19 protein-coding genes are annotated in these 19,752 nt (G+C 61.1%); 10 read left to right on the plus strand and 9 right to left on the minus strand.

From position 1 onward, the window contains the following. Nucleotides 1-514 precede the first annotated feature (514 nt). Nucleotides 515-2,197 (minus strand): AMP-binding protein, encoded by a 1,683-nt coding sequence (locus ACVW1C_RS28220; RefSeq protein WP_456761135.1) that lies wholly within the window; start codon nt 2,195-2,197, stop codon nt 515-517. A 591-nt stretch (nt 2,198-2,788) separates the two neighbouring features. Here ACVW1C_RS28220 and ACVW1C_RS28225 point away from each other — a divergent pair. From ACVW1C_RS28225 to ACVW1C_RS28270, 10 genes are all read left to right on the plus strand, one after another. Continuing rightward, nucleotides 2,789-3,586, plus strand: a complete 798-nt coding sequence (locus ACVW1C_RS28225; protein ID WP_456761136.1) for an N-formylglutamate amidohydrolase — start codon at nt 2,789-2,791, stop codon at nt 3,584-3,586. After that, nucleotides 3,555-4,235: an isochorismatase family cysteine hydrolase gene (locus ACVW1C_RS28230; protein WP_456761137.1), complete on the plus strand. Its 681-nt coding sequence runs from the start codon at nt 3,555-3,557 to the stop codon at nt 4,233-4,235. Before ACVW1C_RS28225 ends, ACVW1C_RS28230 begins: the two co-directional genes overlap by 32 nt. Nucleotides 4,236-4,365: 130 nt before the next feature. Then, nucleotides 4,366-5,607 (plus strand): ABC transporter substrate-binding protein, encoded by a 1,242-nt coding sequence (locus ACVW1C_RS28235; protein WP_456761138.1) that lies wholly within the window; start codon nt 4,366-4,368, stop codon nt 5,605-5,607. Nucleotides 5,608-5,728: 121 nt separating this feature from the next. Beyond that, nucleotides 5,729-7,045, plus strand: coding sequence for a M20 family metallopeptidase (locus ACVW1C_RS28240; RefSeq protein ID WP_456761139.1), 1,317 nt, complete (start codon nt 5,729-5,731; stop codon nt 7,043-7,045). Nucleotides 7,046-7,091: 46 nt separating this feature from the next. Then, nucleotides 7,092-8,327, plus strand: coding sequence for an ABC transporter substrate-binding protein (locus tag ACVW1C_RS28245; protein WP_456761140.1), 1,236 nt, complete (start codon nt 7,092-7,094; stop codon nt 8,325-8,327). Between the two features lie 70 nt (nt 8,328-8,397). After that, on the plus strand, nt 8,398-9,153 hold the full coding sequence (locus ACVW1C_RS28250) for an ABC transporter ATP-binding protein (protein WP_456761141.1): 756 nt from the start codon (nt 8,398-8,400) through the stop codon (nt 9,151-9,153). Nucleotides 9,154-9,224: 71 nt separating this feature from the next. Beyond that, complete coding sequence (locus ACVW1C_RS28255; protein WP_456763196.1) at nt 9,225-9,881, plus strand: ABC transporter ATP-binding protein; 657 nt, start codon at nt 9,225-9,227, stop codon at nt 9,879-9,881. Continuing rightward, a complete protein-coding gene (locus tag ACVW1C_RS28260) occupies nt 9,878-10,762 on the plus strand; it encodes a branched-chain amino acid ABC transporter permease (protein ID WP_456761142.1) in 885 nt (294 codons plus the stop codon). Before ACVW1C_RS28255 ends, ACVW1C_RS28260 begins: the two co-directional genes overlap by 4 nt. Continuing rightward, complete coding sequence (locus tag ACVW1C_RS28265; protein ID WP_456761143.1) at nt 10,762-11,844, plus strand: branched-chain amino acid ABC transporter permease; 1,083 nt, start codon at nt 10,762-10,764, stop codon at nt 11,842-11,844. The genes ACVW1C_RS28260 and ACVW1C_RS28265 overlap by 1 nt, the downstream gene beginning before the upstream one ends. A gap of 271 nt (nt 11,845-12,115) precedes the next feature. Then, on the plus strand, nt 12,116-13,423 hold the full coding sequence (locus tag ACVW1C_RS28270; RefSeq protein ID WP_456761144.1) for an aspartate aminotransferase family protein: 1,308 nt from the start codon (nt 12,116-12,118) through the stop codon (nt 13,421-13,423). 967 nt (nt 13,424-14,390) lie between these two features. Here ACVW1C_RS28270 and ACVW1C_RS28275 read toward each other — a convergent pair. The 8 genes from ACVW1C_RS28275 to ACVW1C_RS28310 form a co-directional block, all read right to left on the minus strand. Further along, nucleotides 14,391-14,855 carry a DNA-binding protein gene (locus ACVW1C_RS28275; protein ID WP_456761145.1) on the minus strand — a complete coding sequence of 155 codons (465 nt, stop codon included), beginning with the start codon at nt 14,853-14,855 and terminating at the stop codon, nt 14,391-14,393. Between the two features lie 226 nt (nt 14,856-15,081). Continuing rightward, entirely contained in the window at nt 15,082-15,426 is a 345-nt protein-coding gene (locus ACVW1C_RS28280; protein ID WP_456761146.1) for a Wadjet anti-phage system protein JetD domain-containing protein, read from the minus strand. Nucleotides 15,427-15,454: 28 nt separating this feature from the next. Continuing rightward, the gene (locus ACVW1C_RS28285; RefSeq protein WP_456761147.1) at nt 15,455-15,610 is read right to left on the minus strand and encodes a hypothetical protein; all 156 of its coding nucleotides are present in this window, start codon (nt 15,608-15,610) and stop codon (nt 15,455-15,457) included. Continuing rightward, nucleotides 15,607-16,218 carry a Wadjet anti-phage system protein JetA family protein gene (locus tag ACVW1C_RS28290; protein ID WP_456761148.1) on the minus strand — a complete coding sequence of 204 codons (612 nt, stop codon included), beginning with the start codon at nt 16,216-16,218 and terminating at the stop codon, nt 15,607-15,609. The genes ACVW1C_RS28285 and ACVW1C_RS28290 overlap by 4 nt, the downstream gene beginning before the upstream one ends. 384 nt (nt 16,219-16,602) lie before the next feature. Further along, complete coding sequence (locus ACVW1C_RS28295) at nt 16,603-18,129, minus strand: E2 ligase fold family C protein (protein WP_456761149.1); 1,527 nt, start codon at nt 18,127-18,129, stop codon at nt 16,603-16,605. A gap of 2 nt (nt 18,130-18,131) precedes the next feature. Further along, the gene (locus tag ACVW1C_RS28300; RefSeq protein ID WP_456761150.1) at nt 18,132-18,620 is read right to left on the minus strand and encodes a Mov34/MPN/PAD-1 family protein; all 489 of its coding nucleotides are present in this window, start codon (nt 18,618-18,620) and stop codon (nt 18,132-18,134) included. Then, a complete protein-coding gene (locus ACVW1C_RS28305) occupies nt 18,617-19,222 on the minus strand; it encodes a putative metal-binding protein (RefSeq protein ID WP_456761151.1) in 606 nt (201 codons plus the stop codon). Before ACVW1C_RS28305 ends, ACVW1C_RS28300 begins: the two co-directional genes overlap by 4 nt. Beyond that, nucleotides 19,203-19,694, minus strand: coding sequence for a DUF2604 domain-containing protein (locus ACVW1C_RS28310; RefSeq protein WP_456761152.1), 492 nt, complete (start codon nt 19,692-19,694; stop codon nt 19,203-19,205). The genes ACVW1C_RS28305 and ACVW1C_RS28310 overlap by 20 nt, the downstream gene beginning before the upstream one ends. Nucleotides 19,695-19,752 lie beyond the last annotated feature (58 nt).

Consider the following 19,752-nt stretch of genomic DNA (forward strand, 5'->3'; position numbering starts at 1 on the left):
TTCGCGCGAAGCTTCGAAGCGAGGAAAATAGATTCGTTGCTTGTTTGGCCAACAAATGGGCCCCGTAGGCTGACCGTATCACCTATGAGCTTTTTGAGTTTGTCCCACATTGAATTCCAGGATCTGGCGCGGGACCTTGCGGGGCGCGAGATCGGGGTGCGCCATTCCTCCGGTGGATGCTTGTCAATCGGCCTCAAATTCTCACAGGGCGGGGGAAGGACGTCGTCGCGAATGGCATCCCGATGGACGATGTCGAATTCCTGCGGAGGCTGTCGAAGAGCGAGTTTCTTGCCTCCTTTTTGCAGGTGAGAGGCGCCACCAACGAGCTGGCGCAGCGTTTCGGAGTCCTCCTCGACCAGTGCTCAGGCAATTCGTGCCGGGCTCAGGCCGGGATGTTGCCATGACGCCGGCTGTCGAGCAGGGGCGCCGAACGGTTGCGACGGAAAATGTTTCGGGTCCCGGGTGTGTCGAGTCCGGACTCGCCTGGTCGCGGCAAACGAATGCTTCTGCGTTCTCATCCACTCGCTGCGACGTGCTCTGCTGCAGCTTCATCCCGGGCCATCTTGCGCAGGGCACCACGAATAATCTTGCCCGTTGTTGTCAGGGGAATCTCATCAATGAAGCGTACTACACGCGGATATTCATGCGCCGCCAGGCGTGATTTGACGAATTTTGCAATGTCGTCAGCCAATGCATCTGATCCGATATATCCGTCCTTGAGTACGACATATGCGGCAACGACCGCCCCTCGCAGCGGATCCGGCCTGGCGACCACCCCGGCAAGGCGGACAGCCTCGTGCGCAAGCAGGCAATCCTCGACTTCTGAAGGCCCAATCCTGTAGCCGGCGGAGCCAATTACATCGTCATCGCGCCCCACAAAGTGAAGCCGGCCCTCAGCATCGCGTATCCCCAGGTCACCCGTGAGAAGCCATTTCCCATCCGGCCCGTCCGCGAACTTTTCGCGGGTCGCTTCGGGATTTTGCCAATAGCCGAGGAACATCACGGGGTCGGGGGACAAGATCGCAAGCGCGCCTTCCCTCCCGTCAGGCTGACGAATGCCGGTCGCAGCATCGATTACATCGACAACGTGGCCAGGCACAGACCGGCCCATTTTGCCCGGCAAGGGGGGCTCCAGCGCTGCACAGGAAGAAACCACCATGTTGCACTCGGTCTGGCCGTAGAACTCGTTGATCGTCACCCCAAGCGTGGCACGCCCCCATTCCATCAATTCTTCACCAAGCGGTTCGCCGCCGCTTGCCACCGAGCGAAGGCGCACTTCAGGCGTCCGGGTCCCGGGCAGGAGCTTCATCATTTTCAAAGCGGTGGGAGGCAAAAAGGCGTTACGTATCCGGCAGCTTCTGATCAGGTCGAAAGCCGCCTCTGCGGTGAATTTGGTAAACCGACAGGCGACAACCGGAATGCCATGATGAAGCGCCGGCATGAGCACATCGAGCAGACCGCCAATCCATGCCCAGTCCGCAGGAGTCCAGAAACGATCTCCGTCCCGGGGGAGAAACTCGTGACTCATTTCGACGCCCGGAAGATGTCCCAACAGAACCCTGTGGGCATGAAGGGCGCCTTTGGGGTTTCCTGTGGTGCCTGACGTGTAGATCAGAATTGCCGGATCATCCGCGCGTGTCGACACAGGTTCGAACACATCTGATTCTGCCGCGCAAAGTGCAGCCAGGCAGCTGGCCGGTCCGATCGCGCCATCGACGCAGATGATCAGCTTCAATGCGGGCAGCTGTTGAAGAAGAGGTTTTATTCGCTCGACGCCCGGGGCGTCTGTCACGATTGCCCGTGTGCCGGAATCTGCCAGACGGTGCAGAAGGGCATCGGGTCCAAACAGGGTAAATAGCGGGATCGAGATGCACGCGAGTTTTGCGAGCGCAACATGCGCAACTGCTGTCTCGAAGCGCTGAGGGAGCATAACGCCAACCCGATCGCCCATCTCTCCGGCACGCCGGCCGATGCCGCGCGCGCTCAAGGCGTTGGCCAGCCGGTTGGAGAATGCCTTCAGCTGGGCGAAGCTGTATTCGCGAGTGGATTTTCCAGGCTCCACGTCAATGATCGCCAGTCGACCGGGTTCTTTATCGGCCCACCTGTCGCATATATCCGCACCGATATTGTAGTAGTCGGGGATATTCCACCGAAACCCGGTTCGAACCTCGTCGAACGTTTTGCCTTTTTTCAGCATTACCTGTCCTCAGTTGCACGTTTGAGAAGGTCGCCATCCCTGAAGCTGAGCTCCGGGCGATATGCATCCTTCGGCTAACTTGTGCTCTTCGTCATGTTTTCGACGACGGCTTCATTGTGCCGGCGTCTGTCAGGAGAAGTGCGACCGCTGACTGCGCGCGCTTCGCGCCTGCTTCCTGCAAGCATGCTGAGGCAGGCTGCGGCGCAACGGGAGGGCAGGAATGAGCATTTGCGAGCCACTTGTGCGCGTCTGATTTACAGCAAAGTCTTCCTGACGCTGGCAGCACCGGGCTGGCAGGCGCTGCTCGCGATCTGCCTCTCCATTTGATCGAACGTCCGCAACCATCCAGCAAAAGCTTGAACAGCTCCGCTGCCCCGTCGCCGGGCTGGATGGCGCAGCGCGCCTCGTGTCCTGCCGTGTCACGCAACCCAACCTGAGCAAATCCGGATCGGAAAAAGTCGAGTTCCGGCAATAGCCTTATGAAAAAAATATGTCAAACGAAAGAAAATGTTTGACTTTGATCTATGAATTTCGTTTTCTCGGGTAATCCAGTGTGGCGACGGATGCCATGCACCAACTTCGGGTGACGTGTTGCAGTACTCAGGAACATTGCCGGGTGTGCTCTCGTCGTCGGATCCGCGCCCGGTTGAGCTGGTCAACGCCGACGGACGTGCTGACTTCGTGCTGGTTTGCGAGCACGCGGGGACCGCTGTTCCGCGACGGCTCGCGAACCTTGGTCTGCCCGCGATCGAAACTCTTGGGCACATTGCCTGCGATATCGGCGCCGAAGGTGTGGCGCGTCGCCTTGCGGATCAGCTCGATGCCCCACTTTTCCTGCAGCGCTACAGCCGGCTTGTCATCGACTGCAATCGTCCCTTCAGCGCACCCGACTGTATCCCGGAGGTGAGCGACGGGACAGTCGTTCCGGGCAATTTACAGCTCGCGGAGTACCGGCGCCGGCAGCGCTATGCGGAGATCCACGAGCCCTTCCATCGGGAAGTGGCGCTCTTTCTGGATCGTCGCGCGTCGGCAGGTTCGCCGGCAGTGCTGGTCGCGGTGCACAGCTTTACACCGCGGCTGGCAGGAGGACCGAGGCGGCCATGGCAACTCGGTGTGCTCTCCAACCGCGACCGCAGCTTTGCCGGGCGTTTTCTGGACTCGTTTCAGGAGCGCAATCCAGCGACAATCTGTGCGCACAACGAGCCCTATGTGGTCGACGATCAGGGCGACTACACGATCCCGGTGCACGGGGAGGCGCGCGGCCTGCCGCACCTGTTGCTTGAAATTCGTAACGATTTGATCGGCGTTCCCGAGGGGCAGCACAGATGGGCGAGCTTGATCGCCGATGGGCTGACCGATGCGCGAGAGAAAAGGCATGTCAACGACTGATTTCCCCACGACACGCGAGGTGCCGCTCAATCCGAAGCAGTCGGCGCTGCTGTTCATCGACGTGCAGAATTTCTGCGTGCGACGTGATGGCGGCGAGTTCAGGAATGTCCCGGACGCCGAGATTGCCGGCAGGTACCGCTACTATTTCGATCGATTGAAGAACCTTGCCATCCCCAATATGCAGCGGTTGCAGGGAGCGTTTCGTGCCGCAGGCATAGAAGTACTTTACACGACGATCGAGAGTCTCACCAGGGACGGCCGCGATCGCAGCCTCGATTACAAGATCACCGGCTTCAACGTCCCGAAGGGCTCATGGGATGGGAAGGTTATCGACGAGATTGCGCCCGCCGCCGACGAAATCGTGCTGCCGAAATCGTCCTCGAGTGTCTTTGTGTCCACCCACATCGATTACCTGCTGCGCAATCTCGGGGTCAGGCAGCTGGTCCTGGCCGGGCTGGTTACCGACCAGTGCGTGGAATCGGCGGTGCGTGACGCCTGCGATCTCGGCTACCTCGTGACGCTCGTCCCGGATGCCTGCGCTACCTACAGCCAGGACCGCCACGACAACACCTTGCGGGCGATCAAGGGGTATTGCCGGCAGGTCGACACAGAGGTGCTGCTCGACGAGATCGGAACGCGCCCGGGATAGGTCAGGTCATGAGGGCGAGTTAATCGCCAGTCCTTGCGGCTGAAGTCGGTCGCCTGGACCGATCGTGGTGGCGGCGATCATCGGCCCCCGCTGAGGGATGTTCGGTGCCTGCAATCAAGGAGAGGGGAGTATGACGATGACCATGAAATTTTCCGGCCTCTGGATGAGCCTGGGGTTCGCCGCTCTGATCGCGACCAACCCTGTCCAGGCCGCCGACAAGATCAGCAAGATCGGTGTGATTGCGCCGCTCGCCGGCGGCACCGCTGCCGACGGCAACGAAATGGTGGATGGTGCAAGGCTCGCCGTCGACGAAATCAATGCGGCGGGCGGCGTTGCCGGTTACAAGCTTCAGGTCGTTGTGGGAGACACGCAGAACATGTCGGTGGAGGCGGTTACCAGCGCCGTCCAGCGCCTGACCAGTGACCCTGACCTGAATGCCGTCATCACCGGCTATGCCGACTACAGCAATTTCGAGATCGAATTGATGGCCGAGCAGGATATGCCGTATCTGCTCTACGCCAGCACCGACTCGACGCGCGCGATCATTGCACCCCATCCGGACAAGTTCCCGACCGTCTGGTCGTTGAATGCTTCCTATGACGCCTACAAGACGGCAATGATTCCGGTGCTGCATAGCCTGGAAAAGAGCGGCAAGCTGAAGCTGCAGAACAGGAAAGTGGCTCTGATCTCCACCGACAATCCCTACTCGAAGACGATCATGAATGGATTGAAAAAGAGCTTCGAGGAAGACGGCTGGACGGTCACATCTGCTGACCTTCTGCCGACCGGGGAGGTCAGCGACTGGCGGACGTTTCTTGTCAAGGTCCGCCAGGACAACCCGGCAGTCGTCATAAATACCGACCCCAGGGCCGACAATGCAGCAAAGTTTCTGACCCAGTTTCTCGAGCAGCCGACCAACAGCCTGGTATTTATCCAGTACGCGCCGCACATTCCGGAATTCCTCAAGCTGACGGGCGAGAAGGCAACGGGCGTCATCTATAATCTCATCGGCGGAACGCTGCCGAAAAACCCGCGCACGACTGAGATCAATACTAAGTTTCAAGCTAAGTTCGGCTACGAGCCGGGCTCAAGCGGACCGGCGGTCTACGAGGAGGTTATGCTTTACGCCGACGCATTGAAGAAGGTCGGCGACCCGAAAAAGCGTCTCGCCATCGGAAAAGCCATCGGTGAAACCAGCAAGCTGACAGCGCAGGGCAGGCTTTCTTTCGATCCGAAAACTCATCTTGCCGTCCAGAGCGACGACGGTTTTCCGATCCAGTTCTACCAGGTTTGGGACGGCAAGCGGGTCCTGTTTTCTCCGCAGCAGCACGCGGACGGCGAATTCCGCATGCCGCCCTGGATGAAGCAATAAGTATTGCAGCGACGCGGCGTTATCGCCTCACGCTCAGACATGCTGATCCATGAGACTGGCGGCCGCGCGTTGGCTGCCATGGCCAAGCGATATCTTGCTGGAAATAAGGGAGGGGTTCCAAATGGGTAATCTAGACGCTGCAGTAAAGGCCGCCTGGAACGCGATCGATCGCGAGCGGAGTTACACGACTGAGCTCACCCAAAGGCTGGTCCGAATACCCTCGGTCAATCCGAAGTTCGTCAATGATCCGAGCCAGAACCGCGAGAGCGCGGTCCAAGACCTGGTTGAATCGGAACTCACGTCACTTGGTATGTCGATTGACCGGTGGGACGTCTTTCCGGACCGGCCGAACGTCATCGGTCAGCTCTCTGGCTCAGAAGAGCGCAGCCTGCTGTTGTGCGGGCATATCGATGTGGTGCCGGTCGGCGAGGTCGGCACCTGGACGGTCGACCCCTTCGGGGGTGAGATCAAGGGTGGCAAGCTTTACGGGCGTGGTGCCATCGACATGAAGAGCGGCGTCGCAGCTGCCATTGCTGCCATCCGCGGCATCAGGGCGGCAGGTATCGAACTTGAGGGACGTGTTGCCCTCCATTCGGTGGTCGACGAAGAAGCTGGCGGTTTTGGTGCGATAGACGCTGTCAAGCGAGGCTATCTCGCCAAGGCGGCGATCATCACCGAACTCACGATGGGCGATATCCAGGTCTGCGAAGGCGGTCTGGAATGGATACGCATCACCATCACCGGTCGGCAAGGCCATTCGGCGTGGCGCTACAACGAGATTTGGCCGCAGCGTGATGCACCTGATCGGCTGCGGCCAGCCGTGAATGCGATCGATATTGCAACCCGTTTTCTGGAAGCGCTCAGGAATTTCGAATATTCGAGGTGCCGCATGCGTCAACACCCACTGCTGCCGCCCGGTATGAATACGATCAATGTCGGGGCAATGCGTGCTGGCGCGGGGCTTGGGCCGGACGGGTTGCCGCTCATCATGACCAATCCCGCCATCATTCCGGATGTGGCGGTTATCGACCTCGACTACAAATTCCTGCCCCACCAGACCAAGGAAGAGATCCGGTCTGAGTTCGAAGCGTTCGTCCATCATTTCTGCCAGCAGGATCTTTGGTTGCAGAAGAACCCGATCAAGGTGCAATGGGAGCTCGGTGGCCTCCATTTCCCGCCTATGGATACCGCGCCAGATCATCCGCTTGTGCAGTCGCTTTTGCAGCGTCGAACCCAGTTGGGCGGCAAGCCCAAGATCTCCGGAATGATTGCCGTCGTCGACGCGGCGCACTACGCCGGCGCGGGAGTTGATGCCGTGATCTGCGGTGCAACCGGCGATGGTTTCCACGGCGCCGACGAGTATGTGGATATCGCCTCGTTGGAGGAAACAACCAAAACCCTGGCCGCCGGAATCATCGATTGGTGCGGAATCAAATGATTGCTCGCAAATGAGTAACAAACGCTGTGAAAGAGGGATTGCTACAATGAGGCTTTCTAGTCTTTTGACCTGTCTGGTTGTTGCTGCGCTCGCCGCGGCAGCGCCTGCCCACTCTGCTGATAGAATTGCCAAGATCGGTATTCTCGCGCCGCTGACCGGAAACTCGGCCGCGGATGGAAACGAAATGATCGACGGCGCCAAGCTCGCCGTTGACGAAATCAATGCAGCCGGCGGGGTGGCTGGCTACAAGCTGCGGGTGGTCGTAGGCGACACCCAGAACCAGTCCGCCGATGCCGTGACTAGCGCGATCGAACGCTTGGCGGGTGACCATGACCTGAACGCCATCCTCACCGGCTATGCCAGCGGCAGCAATTTTGAAATCGAGATCATGGCCGAGCAGGATATGCCGTACCTGATCTGGGCGAATTCGGCTCAGACACGGGACATCATCGCGCCTCATCCGGACAAGTTCCCGACTGTCTGGTCAATGGCTCCGTCCCTGGATGAGTACAATACGGCCATGGTCCCGGTTGTTAAGGGCCTTCTTGCAGATGGCAAGCTCAGGCTGCGGAATACGAAGGTGGCCCTGATCTCTTCGGACAATCCCTATTCGAAGACCATCATGAACGGGCTCAAGAAGAGCTTCGAGGGCGCGGGCTGGACCGTGACATCGGCAGACCTTCTGCCGTTCGGTGAGATCGACAACTGGCGAACATTCCTGGCCAAGGTCCGCCAGGACAATCCGGCCGTCATCATCAATACCGACTATCAGCCGGGCAACGCGGGGAAATTCCTGACCCAGTTCCTCGAGCAGCCGACGGACAGCCTGGTCTTCATCCAGTATGCGCCTTCGGTTCCCGAATTTTTGAAGTTGACGGGCAAGCAGGCCACGGGCGTCGTCTATAACCTGCTGGGCGGCACGCTCAACACGCCTGCGAACCCGCGGGCTGCCGAGGTGATCAAGAAATATCGGGACAAATACGGCCACGAACCAGGCACGTACGGGCCGGCACTCTACGAGGAGGTCATGGTCTATGCCGATGCCCTGGCGAAGGTGGGGGACCCGACCAAGAGGAGCGCGATCGGCAAGGCTATTGGCGAGAGCCGGAAGCAGATCGTGAGCGGGAAGCTCTCCTTTGACGCGAAAACGCATCTCGCCAACCAAGGTGATGACTCAATTCCCATCCAGTTCTTCCAGATCTGGGACGGCAAGCGGGTTCTGTTTTACCCGAAGCAGTATGCAGACGGAGAGTTCCGCATGCCTCCGTGGATGCAGCAATAGCGCTTCGGCGTGCGGCCACGCGGCAATGGCACGTGGCCGCTTCTTCCACTGCGAGCCGGGAGATGAGACGATGGTAGAACCAAATGACGATAAGCCGCTGCTCGAGATGCGCCAGGTAACCCGGCGCTTCGGTGCACTGCTCGCGCTTGACAATGTGTCGTTCTCGGTTCGAAAGAGCGAGATCTTCGGCATCGCCGGTCCGAACGGTAGTGGCAAGAGCACGCTCTTCAATGTCATCACCGGGATTCCGTTTCCGCCGAGCGAGGGTGAGATACTGCTTGCTGGCAGGCCGATCCATCGGCTGCCCCCGCATCAGATCAGCCGAGCGGGTGTCCTTCGAACATTCCAAAAGGACGCGGAGTTTGCGACGCTGAGCGCGCGCGAGAACGTTTATGCAAGCGCCGTCTATTGCGGGAGGATGACATCGACTGAGGCGAAACAAGCCGCTGACCGGGCGCTCGATGACGTGTCACTCACGGCTGAACGCCGGGCCAAAGCTGCCTCGGACCTTTCGGTCTTTGAGCGCAAGCAGTTGATGATCGCTTCCGCAATCGCGGGCCGGCCCAAGGTGCTTCTCCTCGATGAGCCTGCCGCCGGTCTCACCAAGCCGGAAGTCACGGGGCTCTCCGATCTCATATTTGCTGTTCACCGACGCGGCATAACGGTTGTTCTCATTGAACACGTCCTGCCGCTTCTCTTGAACGTGTCCGAACGTCTGATGATTCTCAATCACGGTGCCATCATCGCCTCAGGAAGTCCGGCAGAGGTCGTACGTAACCCGGAGGTCGTCGAAGCCTATCTCGGCAAACGGGAGGCCAGGCTTTGAGCAACAATACGAACGCCCTTGAAATCGCCGGGTTGCGCGCCGGTTACGATGCTTCCGACGTGCTACTCGGCATGAGCTTTCATGTCGGACGGACGGAGCGCGTCGGGCTCTTTGGACCCAACGGGCACGGCAAGACGACGCTTCTCAACACGATTTCGCGGGTGATCCGCCCGCGAGCGGGAGATGTCCGCTTCATGGGCGAGCCGATCAATCAGCTCGCGCCCCAGAAGATCGTGGCACGCGGCTTGATTCACGTGCCTCAGGCCAATCGCCTCTTTCCCGACATGCAGATCATGGAGACCCTCGAGCTTGCGGCGTTCACGCCGCGCGCGCGGGAGGAGCTGAAGACAAATCTCGATTATGTGCTCAACCTGTTTCCCCGGCTTGCCGAGCGCCGTCGGCAGCAATGCAAGACGCTGTCAGGGGGCGAGCGTCAGATGTTGTCGATCGGCGCAGGGCTCATGTGCGCGCCTCGCATGCTGATGCTGGATGAGCCAACGCTTGGGCTGTCTCCGAAGCTCAAGGACGAGCTTGCTGAGGCAATCTCGGAAATCTCGTCGCGCGGCATTCCGCTTCTTCTCGTCGAACAGGATATCGCATTCATCCTCTCCTTGGTCGACCGTATGTACCTCGTCGACCACGGCGAGATCGGCCGGGAAATCAACCGGAGCGGAGAACTCGACCATCAGGAAATCATGGACATGTATTTCGGGTCGGAGAACGCATGATCACGAGTGACATCCTTAGCGCCATTCTCGTCAGCGGCATCGTGCTCGGCTCCGGCTATGCCTTGATGGCGAGCGGACTTTCCCTGGTATGGACGACACTTGGCATCTTCAATTTCGCTCACGGGGTGCTGATGACGCTCGGCGCCTATTTCGCATGGACCGTGTCGGATGCGGCCGGGCTCAATTTCGGGCTGGGTCTGGCAATCGCCGTTTCAGCAGCGATCATGATCGGTGTGGGCATTCTGATCGAGCGGGTCATTGTTCGGCCGTTCTACGATCATCGCGATATCCTGCTCGTCACCGTCATGACAACCCTTGCCGCCATGATATTCATGCAGAAGGGGATCCAGCTCATCTGGGGGGCAAGGCTCAAGCAATTGGCTCCGATCGCGACGGGCAATGTTCAAATCTGGCAAACGACGATTTCCGCACAGGAGGCGCTCATTATAGTCGTGGCGCCCTTGTTGCTTGGAGCGCTTTGGCTTTTCCTCGATCGTTCGCGGATAGGACGCGGAATACGGGCGGTTGGCCAGAACCGGGATGCCGCCAAGTTGATCGGCATCGACGTCTCCAGGCTTTTTATCATTACGTTCGCCCTCTCGGCGGTCCTTGCCGGGCTTACGGGCGTTCTTCTCGGCTCGATTCGTCTGCTCACTCCGGAATTCGGCTCCGAGCCGCTCGTCAAGGCATTGATCATCGTGATCTTCGGCGGGCTCGGCTCGTTGGGAGGGACGGTTGTCGCCGCCTATCTGATGGGCCTCCTTGAGGCGGCCCTCGTGTTTTTCGTAGGCATCTACTGGGCCCCCTCAATGATCTTTCTCCTGCTCATCCTCGTGCTGCTCGTCCGGCCCCAGGGGCTGCTCGGAAAGGTGGTGCGTTGATGATGGCCCTCCACGATGGCAAGCTTCGCAACGGCAAGGTATGGCTGATTGGCGTCCTGCTTATCGCCGGGCTCCTTGTGCCGATCTTCGTCCAGGACAGCTATCTGCGGCATCTTTTCATCATCTCCTTTGTGTACGGGATTGTCGCAGCGAGCTGGGACCTCAGTCTTGGCTATGCTGGCATCTTCAATTTTGCCCATGTCGCCTTTTTTGGCGTGGGCGTTTACGCGACAGGACTGAGCGCAAAGCTTCTCGGGATTGATCCGTGGGTTGCGATGCTCATCGGCGGGTTCGCCGCTTCTGCTGCTGCTGTCATCGTCGCTCTGCCCGTCGTACGCCTTCAGGGCGTCTATGTGGTGCTGGTCACGTTTGCTTTCAGCCAGCTCGTGATGCAACTTGTGATCAATCAGTCAAATCTCACCGGCGGAACTCAAGGCATGGTACGCGTGCCGACGATATGGTTGCCGGGCTACAATTTCCTGCGCGACTACAAGCTCGGCTACTACTATGTCGCCTTTGGGCTGCTTGTCACCACGACCGTTTGTTTGCGCTGGCTGGTGCGCTCCGATTTCGGCCTCTCGATCAAAGCTCTGCGCGACAACGAGGATTACGCCGTCTCGCGCGGCATCCCGATCGCATTGCAACGCCTGAAGGCGCTTGTGGCAAGTGCGTTCTTCACGGGGGTTGCGGGCGGCTTTTACGTGATCTATCTGCGCGTTGCCTCGCCGGAGGTCTTCGACTTCTCGACCGTGTCGCTCATCTTGAGCATGGTGCTTGTCGGGGGCACGTCCAGCATCTACGGGCCGCTGTTTGCTGCGCTCTTCCTGACCTTCATCTCGGAAGGGCTCGCAGGCATTAACAACTTCGCCGAAGGTCGCTTCATGCTGGTTGCTCTGGCGATGATCGTCGTCCTCCTGTTCTTTCCAAAGGGGCTGGCCTCCGCACTGCCGGCAAGTCTTGCAAGGAACGCGAACCAAAAGCGATCGCGAGAGCCTGTGACGGCTTCGGCGGATCAGGTGCTGATGACTTCGACCGACAAGGAGAACGAGGCTGAAACTGCCAGTCAATCTGCGGTCCGTTGAGCGACCGCAGTCTCATTCGGTGCAGGGCGAGGGTGGGATCCAAGCCTCGGATCAGGCGATACGATTAAAAGCGCGTGGTTGTCCGGGAATTGATCGAGGTCAAGGAGAATTGGCTGGGCTCGCTGCCCTGATGACCTCGTGGGCATGACGATGGTGAGACGACCGCGGTGCAGACTGTCGCAAGCCGTCTTCAACGCGCTCGGTTTCGCACGCCAGTCGTAAGGGGCAAAATGAGCGGCCAGTGTCCAGTATCTCAGCTCAGGAACGAGACATGACCCGGTTGTATGAACGTGAAGCCCAATCGATTTCGAAACTGGCTCATTTGCGCTTCTATCCGCTGGCCGTGAAAGGTGGCGCCCGCGCGACACTGATTGCGGATGACAGCAGACAGCTTCTGGATTTTGCGGCCTCCTGGGGCGCTGCGAGCCTGGGTCATTCCGATCCTCGTATCAGGGCGGCGGTTGACCGCGCTCTGTCCAGCCAGGCCGGAGCAAGCTATCTTTCGAGCGCCAACCTCGCGACAGTGCAGTTGGCCGAAGAGCTCCTCTCGCTGGTGCCCTCTCGCGCAGCGGGCAGGATCTGGTTTGGCCATTCCGGTTCGGACGCCAATGAAACCGTCGCACGCATTGTCGTTGCAGCGACAGGCCGGCCGCGGATCATCTCCTTCGCAGGCGCCTATCACGGTGGCACCACCGGCTCTGCCGCAGTCTCCGGTCACCCGTCGCAAGCTCTACCGAAGGCGCCTGGCTTGACGCTTGTGCCTTATCCCAACAGCTATGCCGACGGGGAGGAAGCTGCGGAAAAAGCGCTCGCTCAGCTCGATCGGCTTTTTGCGGGCGCTGTCCCTCCACAAGAGGTAGCCGCTTTCTTCATCGAGCCAATCCAGTCCGACGGCGGAATGCTGGTTCCTCCAGTCGGCTTCTTTGCAGAAGTTGAGCGGCGATGCCGCAAGCACGGAATCCTTCTCGTCAGCGACGAAGTGAAGGTCGGATTAGGCAGAACCGGGCGGCTGCATGCCTTTGCGCATCATGGAATCGAACCCGACATCGTGGTGTTCGGGAAGGGGCTTGGCGGCGGATTGCCGATCTCGGCAGTCGCAGGGCCAGAAGCCATCATGAATTTCGCGCCAGCATTCTCTTTTCAGACGTTACATGGCAATCCGATTTGCGCCGCCGCAGCGTTGGCCGTGCTTGAGGCCATCAAAACCGATCGTTTGGCAGAAAATGCTGCCAAGGTCGGCGCTCACTTGCTCACCCGTCTCCAAGCCTTAAAGAAGAGGCATGGGCTGATTGGCGACGTGCGCGGCCAGGGTCTGGCGATCGGAATAGAGCTGGTCACCGACCAAGGCACAAGGGCGCCGGCAAAACGGCAGACCGCAATGACTGTTTATCGCGCGTTCGAGTACGGATTGGTGATGTTCTATGTTGGTGTCAACTCGAACGTGCTCGAGCTCACCCCGCCGTTGACGTTGACGCGTGAGGAAGCCGACCGCGGTGTCGAGATGCTTGATATGGCTCTTACAGATGTCGAGGCGGGCAAAGTGGACCCTTCGCTCGCGGGAGCGTTCGCTGGCTGGTAATAATGTACCTGATTATGCCGATCCGTGAGACGTTCGCAGGTGCGATGTGCAGCGGCCGCAACAGCGGACTCTCGCTTGGAGCGCCGGATAATCTTCGCTGAAAAAAGCTAGCTTGCATGCGGGCGGCTAGGCGGCGCCGCGGATAAAATTCGATGTGGCTTATGGGATTGTCGGACAACCTTCAGGACAGTCGCGGAGCGTTTCGTCTGATCTATGTCGAGCGCATCTCGATGTATAAGTGCGCCGTTGTCTCTTCAATATGGCGATCAGCTCTTTGAGGAATCCGGAGGAAGTTCGCCATCGGCGAAAGCAATTTTCCATCGGTTGAGAATTGCTACGTCGGGCAAATGGCCGTCTTGGGCGTTTTCGCCGTAGTCTCGCATAAGCAGGTCGCTGCCATCAGGCTGTTGCGCTAGTGCCGCTTGGTTTCTTCGGCTACACGAATAACACCGTCGAGGATCTGCGAGAAGTCTTGCATGGGATCTCGTCGTTCCCTCCTTGCGCGCTGCTCTTTGCCGACGAGCTGACTGAAGAGAAGGATAAGCCTGGTTGGCGTGAGCCCGGAAAATCTCAGAGGCAACAATACGCGTGTTCGCTGTCTGAAGTTCCAGAGGGACTGCTTACAGTCCAGCGCAACTCTCTGCTGGACGTAAGACGTCCGTTCGCGCGTTCGCGGCCTCGAACAGATAAGTCCGAACCTGGTGGTTGCCGCGCTTGAGATGCCGGCAGGCGCGATCGGTCTCGCCGATTGATACGTCCCAGTGTTAGGCCGAGGCGCACCCGTTTCAGGGATTCGAATACAAGCGCGAATCGTCGTTCCGTCGCAAGCCATCTGCAGCCGGGCCGCAGCAATCCTCGCGCCAGCGGTCCGAACCGGTCGTCGGTGGCTCTCATGATCTGGTCCTCGAACGCGGTTCCGGCGCGCTGGCCGTCCGCGATGGCCGGGCGCCTCCGGCGCCCCGGTCGGTCAAACCGCGGCTGGCGATCTCGATCTCGCGCCGAAGAGCCTCGATCGTGCGAGTGTGCCTGCCTCTTCCTCGCGGCGGGCGTTCCGTTCCGACTCGAGAAGGATCTTCAACACCCAAATCTCGCTCTGCAGTTGAGCGACGCTGCCTTCGCTCTCCCGGCCGTCCGCCGGGGCTGAGCTCGCGGACGGGGCCACGACCGCCGGAGAGGGCACATCCGCCGGGGCCGGCACGGCCTTGCCGTCAGGTGCAACGGAGGCCGGTCCGGTTCGGACCGGACCGTTCGGTCCGGGCCGGATCGTTGGACCGTGAGCGCCAGCGGCGTACTCCTTCAGGATCGCGGAAATCCGGGTCGAGCCGCCGCCGCCGAGGCGCTTGCGCACCGTGGCGCGCGACAGCTGCGCCCCCTCGGCGGCAATCGCCCGGATCGCTGCGACGATCTCCCCGTCGGTGAACTGTCTGCTCACGGAGTCATCTCCAAGAGATCCACGGGTCGCAACATCTCCTGCTCAAAGGTGCGACAGGTGTCGCCCGCAAGATAGCGGGCCAGCTCGCCGAAGTCGTCGTTCCTCGCAGCGAGGGGCGCCACCCGCGCCAGCGGTCTTCGTCGCGCTCCGTGTTGCTCGGCCAATGAGGCCGTCATGAGGTGCAGTTTGACGGGCCGGCCCGCAGCCTCGCGGATCGACTGGGCGATCAGGAGCCCCCCGCATCGACGTCGCCCCAATGATAGAACGGGGCGTCCGGCCAGAACTGCGCCATCCGGCCAACGAGCAAGCGGACCGGCGGCGGTGGGAAACCGTGCGTGTAGACCACCGCGCCCCGTCCGATGTTGCGGCACTGGCCGTTGAAGCTTGTCCAGTTCTCCACTGTCATGATGAACGCGGGCTCGTCCCCGCTCGGCGCACAGCTTGCCACCAAGTCGGGATTGACTGCGCTCCAGGGGAGAGCGAAGCCGCTTACCGTGGTTCCCGCGGCGTCGGCGAATCGCAGCGGGGCGCGCAGACAGACGGGATGGCCGAACCTGACGAGGCCCAGCATCTCCCAGATCTCGTCCTGCCGCGTGTCGTCAGGGCAGGGCCAGCGCGCGCCGCAGGATGGCGCGGACGGCTGCGCCATGGCGCTCGAGGATTGGACGACCCGAGGTCTGCGCGGAGGCGACGCGGAAATGCGTCCCGAACGCGACGTCCAGCAAGCCGGCCGCGGTGGCGAAGACGCTGCTCACCAGCTCCGCCTTGGCCGGCAGGCGATACCACTCGGCTCCCTTGGTCCATTTGTCGGCGGCATCCTCGATCGCTCCGTCGAGCCCATCAGCGCCGCATCAATGCCGGCCATGTGGCCCCGGAATCCGACTGCGGTCTGCCACGCGGCATCGATGTTGGTGGCGTGCATCGTCGGGTCATCGGCGGCCGCGCCGATCAGGGAAGAGACTTGCGAGACCAGTCCCGTGAAGCTCCTGGCAACGTTTTCCTTCAGGTCGCGCAGCACCGTCATCAACCGCCGGTAGCCATCGGGCATCGTTACCCGGATCAGCCAGCGGTCGGACTCCTCGACCAGCCAGCCGCCTTCGCGCATCTTCAGATACAGGTAGTCGGACGACGCCGATTCCGGCTCGTCTTCCTCGCCTTGTTCGGTGCTCGGCGGCGGTGCCGGCATTCCCTCGATCGCGGCGGCGATCGAGTTCTTGACCTGATCGCGTTCGGGATTCTCGATCGCCATTTCGCCGAAATGCGTGACGCACAGCCGCAAAAGCGCCGCTTCCGCCGCCCGGGCGTGGCGACCGGTGAATATCCTGAAGGCTTCGGGCGGCACGCAACCGAACAGATCGCTCATTGCGTCACCCTCGAGCGGAGGAGCGAAGCCATCGCCTGAGCTCGCAAGGCCGTCCGGCCCGCACCAGATACCGAAAATGTCCCGGATAGGTCCGTTCATGCCGCCACCGAAGGACTTCGCGGGCGTGCGATGTCCGCGAGGCACGACAGAGGTGTGCCCTGCCAGAGAACTGGTTCGCGGACGCGAGGGGGAACCCCTTTCGTGACGTGACAGCGACTGTCCATCCCCGACCATTGGTAGCAATTTCGTGACCAGTCAACCATGACGACGAAGTCCGGTTATCCCCCCGTCATCGCGCCCGTCCCGCCGCCGGACTGGCCCATCGCGTGAAGGCGCGTCGTCGGCGTGGAGGTCTCGCGCGGGCCCTCGGATCTGTATCCAGGTCTACGCCACGCGGTATTTCCGCCTGTATGCATCGAGGAAGTCGCGATCGCAGCAGAGGCAGCGGCCGCTCGTATCCTTGGCGCGCGGGTCGCCCAGGACCGGTGCGAGCGGTCGCAGCAGATTGATCCGTGTCGTCGTGGTCGAAGCCGGCTGCATGCCGGCCGCGTGCTTGACCAGATCGGCCGCAAGCATGATCCCCGCGAGCGCCGACTGGAACACCATGGGTACGACGGCTGTGCCCGCGTGGCTCCCGCCGGTCAGGCTGACCATCAGGCCGCCGCAAATGGCATTCCGGTAGAACGCCTGTACCGGCTGGCCGACGAACATCTGGAGCGCTTCGTAGGGGACGTCGAAGGCGGCGGCGACGCGTCTGACGAAGGGCTCGGACACCGGCTGATGCGTCTGCAGCAGTTCCCGGATTTCCTGGTGGGCATCGGGAATCCCTAGTTCCTCCGCCACCCGTTCGTGCTCGTTCTTCACCGCGACGGTCGGCAAATAGAGGCAGGCGAGGCATGCGCCATCGTCCGCAAAGCCATGCCGGGAGACGCCCAGATCGACGTTTTGGGTCCATGCGTTCACGGTCCATTTGGGCAGTGAGGCCTGGAGCGCGACGCGATCTTCGGCGGTGTCAAGCGCCACCGCGACCCGCTCGAAGGCGCGCGTGCGGCGAGCGTTGACATAGTCGCTCCATCGTCGCGGATGGGCTCTCACCTTGAGTGCGCGCTGCTCGAACAACGCGCGGGCAAGCCGGACCTTCTGGCGGCCGACGTCGAGCTGTGTGGCCATGACGTAGCGCTGCAGGTTCGAAAGGTCGGCGTTCTCGTGATCGACGAGATGAAGGATGCCGGCGAGACCTGGAACGCGCGACAATGCCCAGACGGCACCATTGCCGATCGCACCCAGCCCCACGAGATAGGCGTCTCCCAGGTCACAGCTCTCCGGCAGCGCCGATGCGGTCGTGGATCCCTGAAGATAGGTCAATAACGAAAGGTCGATCCCGTCGTCGAGATCGCCGCGGGCAAGCTGGTCGGCGAAGATCCTTCTGAAGACGTTGGCGGCGCCGAAACACGCGGCCGCGCCGGCGCCGAATGGATTCGTCGTCGATCCGGACCGCACTGGCCCCTGCCGCGACAACAGAGCGCGCCACCCGTCGGAGCCGATGTAGATGACGTCGAGTCCGGCGACCACTGCGGTGTCGCCGACGGCGACGACGATGTCGGCCTCGGCAAGTTCGTCTTTCAGTTCGATCCGGTCGTTGATGCTCACAGCCAGCTCCTGGAGCCGGGCCGCGTGTTCGGCGGCCGCGGATCCGACCGGATGGATGGCCAGCACCGGATAGAGCCGGGCAAGGAGGCGCACCGACAGATCGAGAGTGGCACGACCTTCCGGCGACTTGACCGCAGCATCGTCGAAGGACAGCGCTACGAGGTGCGCCGCCAGCCGCTCCTTGAAATCTTCCAGCCGGAAATTCGCAAGGACCAGCGAGGCGGCCGTCACGCTTCTATCGAAGAAGTTGGCGAAGGCCATGGCTACTCCACGATCGTGATCATGCGGGCAGCCTGCGACGCAGAAATGCCGCGCCAGGTGCCGGAAGCGTCCAGCCGGTACGAGGCGAGGCGGTCGATCGCGAACGGCCCGGTCGCGAAATCGGGCATCACCAGGGAGAAGCAGCCCACCGTCGTTGCGACAGCGTATCGGTCGTCGGTACTGGAGTGGTAGGCCCGGCTCGGATGGCTGTGGATCTGCGCGATCAGCGACAGCTTCTGGCGGTAGAGCCAGACATTCAACCGATGCAACTCCTGGGCCTCCGTGATGACGCAAACGCCGTCCTCGGTCCGGATATGTTTCTGGGCCGGGATGACGGCCTCCTCCACAGTGAACGTGTCGCCGGTCTGCCGGCCGGCCCAGAGGCCAAGACCTTCGAAGCCGTCTCGTCCGACCTTGCGCATGTGGGCGTGGACGGTATCGGCGCAGTTCCGTGGTACACGGACGAAACGAACGTCGGAAAGCCGCATCATTCCCGGAGCGCCTGCGGATCGACTCCCAAGGGGAGCGTGGTCGCCTGCACCTGGATCTGGAACATCGACAGAGGCTCGACGCCGTAGGTCCAGATCTTGTCGAGGATGAAGGCCAAGGAGCCTTCGCCAGAAGAGCGATGCAGAAGCCATGAATCACCAGTATGGGCGGGATTGTCGTGATACTCGCGGATTCCCGGCAGGCAGATGAAGGGATGGTCGTCGAGACTGTTGAACTGCACGATGTTGGTGGCCGGAAGGGCGCCTTGCTGGAGCATTGCTGCGAACGTTTCGGGCGGCATGCTCTGACGCCGCAGCATGGGAAAGTTGAGGTTGCGCGCGACCAACGGTTCGCGGGTGAAGGGATCCACGAAGCGGACCGACAAGGGCCACAGGTCGTAGTTGGTGAAGTCGATCACGACTGCCGCAACGATCGGAAAGGGACGCAGTTTCGGAACCGCGAAGGCAATGCACACCTCGGGAAAACCGGCGTCAAGAAGGAGCCACCCGCGCTTGCGGTAGGTGGCTTCCAACTCCCGGTATGCCGCGATCTCGCGGTCAAACTTGGCGCGCGAGACCGCCGGATCAACGACCTGCGGCGCCACCGGCAGCTCCCGCCTTCAGGCTGAGGAAGAGCGTGACCTCCTTGCCGAAGTGATAGTGACCGACGCGCTTGTCGGGGTCGAGCACAGTGCCTGCCTCGTCCTTGATTTCCCAATTCTCGGGGGGCTGGGCCAGGTTCTCCGTCTCGGTCAGCGCGCGCTGACGGACGTCGGAGAGCTTTTCCTGCTGAGTGGCCTCGATCGTGACCGGCTGACCGTTGACCACCATCGTGATCTTCACGACGTTGCCGTGATTGTTGCCGCCATGGTCGTGACCGTCGTCATGGCCGCGGTCGTCATTGCCGTGGTCCCGCTCGCGACGGGCTTCTTCCTCGAGCTGATGAGCTCGCCGCTCGAGATCATGGGCATGCTCTTCGATCGAATGCGCGGTCTCTTCCAACCGGCCGGCTTCCCGCTCGAGTTCCTTTGCCTCACGGTCCAGCCGGTCGGCGTTCTTATTTCCGCGATCGTGCATGATCGACTCCGTTTCCGCGGGCGCTCCGGAATCGGCACCCGAACGTCCAAAGCCTACC

Source organism: Bradyrhizobium sp. USDA 4011 (assembly GCF_054063415.1).

Bases quoted from the DNA above. Each gene is read 5' to 3' on its own strand.
- ACVW1C_RS28260 (WP_456761142.1), top strand. From the start codon at position 9,878: ATGATCACGAGTGACATCCTTAGCGCCATTCTCGTCAGCGGCATCGTG.
- ACVW1C_RS28300 (WP_456761150.1), bottom strand. From the start codon at position 18,620: ATGATGCGGCTTTCCGACGTTCGTTTCGTCCGTGTACCACGGAACTGC.
- ACVW1C_RS28290 (WP_456761148.1), bottom strand. From the start codon at position 16,218: ATGAGCGATCTGTTCGGTTGCGTGCCGCCCGAAGCCTTCAGGATATTC.
- ACVW1C_RS28220 (WP_456761135.1), bottom strand. From the start codon at position 2,197: ATGCTGAAAAAAGGCAAAACGTTCGACGAGGTTCGAACCGGGTTTCGG.
- ACVW1C_RS28265 (WP_456761143.1), top strand. From the start codon at position 10,762: ATGATGGCCCTCCACGATGGCAAGCTTCGCAACGGCAAGGTATGGCTG.
- ACVW1C_RS28250 (WP_456761141.1), top strand. From the start codon at position 8,398: ATGGTAGAACCAAATGACGATAAGCCGCTGCTCGAGATGCGCCAGGTA.
- ACVW1C_RS28280 (WP_456761146.1), bottom strand. From the start codon at position 15,426: ATGCTGGGCCTCGTCAGGTTCGGCCATCCCGTCTGTCTGCGCGCCCCG.
- ACVW1C_RS28295 (WP_456761149.1), bottom strand. From the start codon at position 18,129: ATGGCCTTCGCCAACTTCTTCGATAGAAGCGTGACGGCCGCCTCGCTG.
- ACVW1C_RS28230 (WP_456761137.1), top strand. From the start codon at position 3,555: ATGCGCGAGAGAAAAGGCATGTCAACGACTGATTTCCCCACGACACGC.
- ACVW1C_RS28310 (WP_456761152.1), bottom strand. From the start codon at position 19,694: ATGCACGATCGCGGAAATAAGAACGCCGACCGGCTGGACCGTGAGGCA.
- ACVW1C_RS28245 (WP_456761140.1), top strand. From the start codon at position 7,092: ATGAGGCTTTCTAGTCTTTTGACCTGTCTGGTTGTTGCTGCGCTCGCC.
- ACVW1C_RS28255 (WP_456763196.1), top strand. From the start codon at position 9,225: ATGAGCTTTCATGTCGGACGGACGGAGCGCGTCGGGCTCTTTGGACCC.
- ACVW1C_RS28240 (WP_456761139.1), top strand. From the start codon at position 5,729: ATGGGTAATCTAGACGCTGCAGTAAAGGCCGCCTGGAACGCGATCGAT.
- ACVW1C_RS28235 (WP_456761138.1), top strand. From the start codon at position 4,366: ATGACGATGACCATGAAATTTTCCGGCCTCTGGATGAGCCTGGGGTTC.
- ACVW1C_RS28270 (WP_456761144.1), top strand. From the start codon at position 12,116: ATGACCCGGTTGTATGAACGTGAAGCCCAATCGATTTCGAAACTGGCT.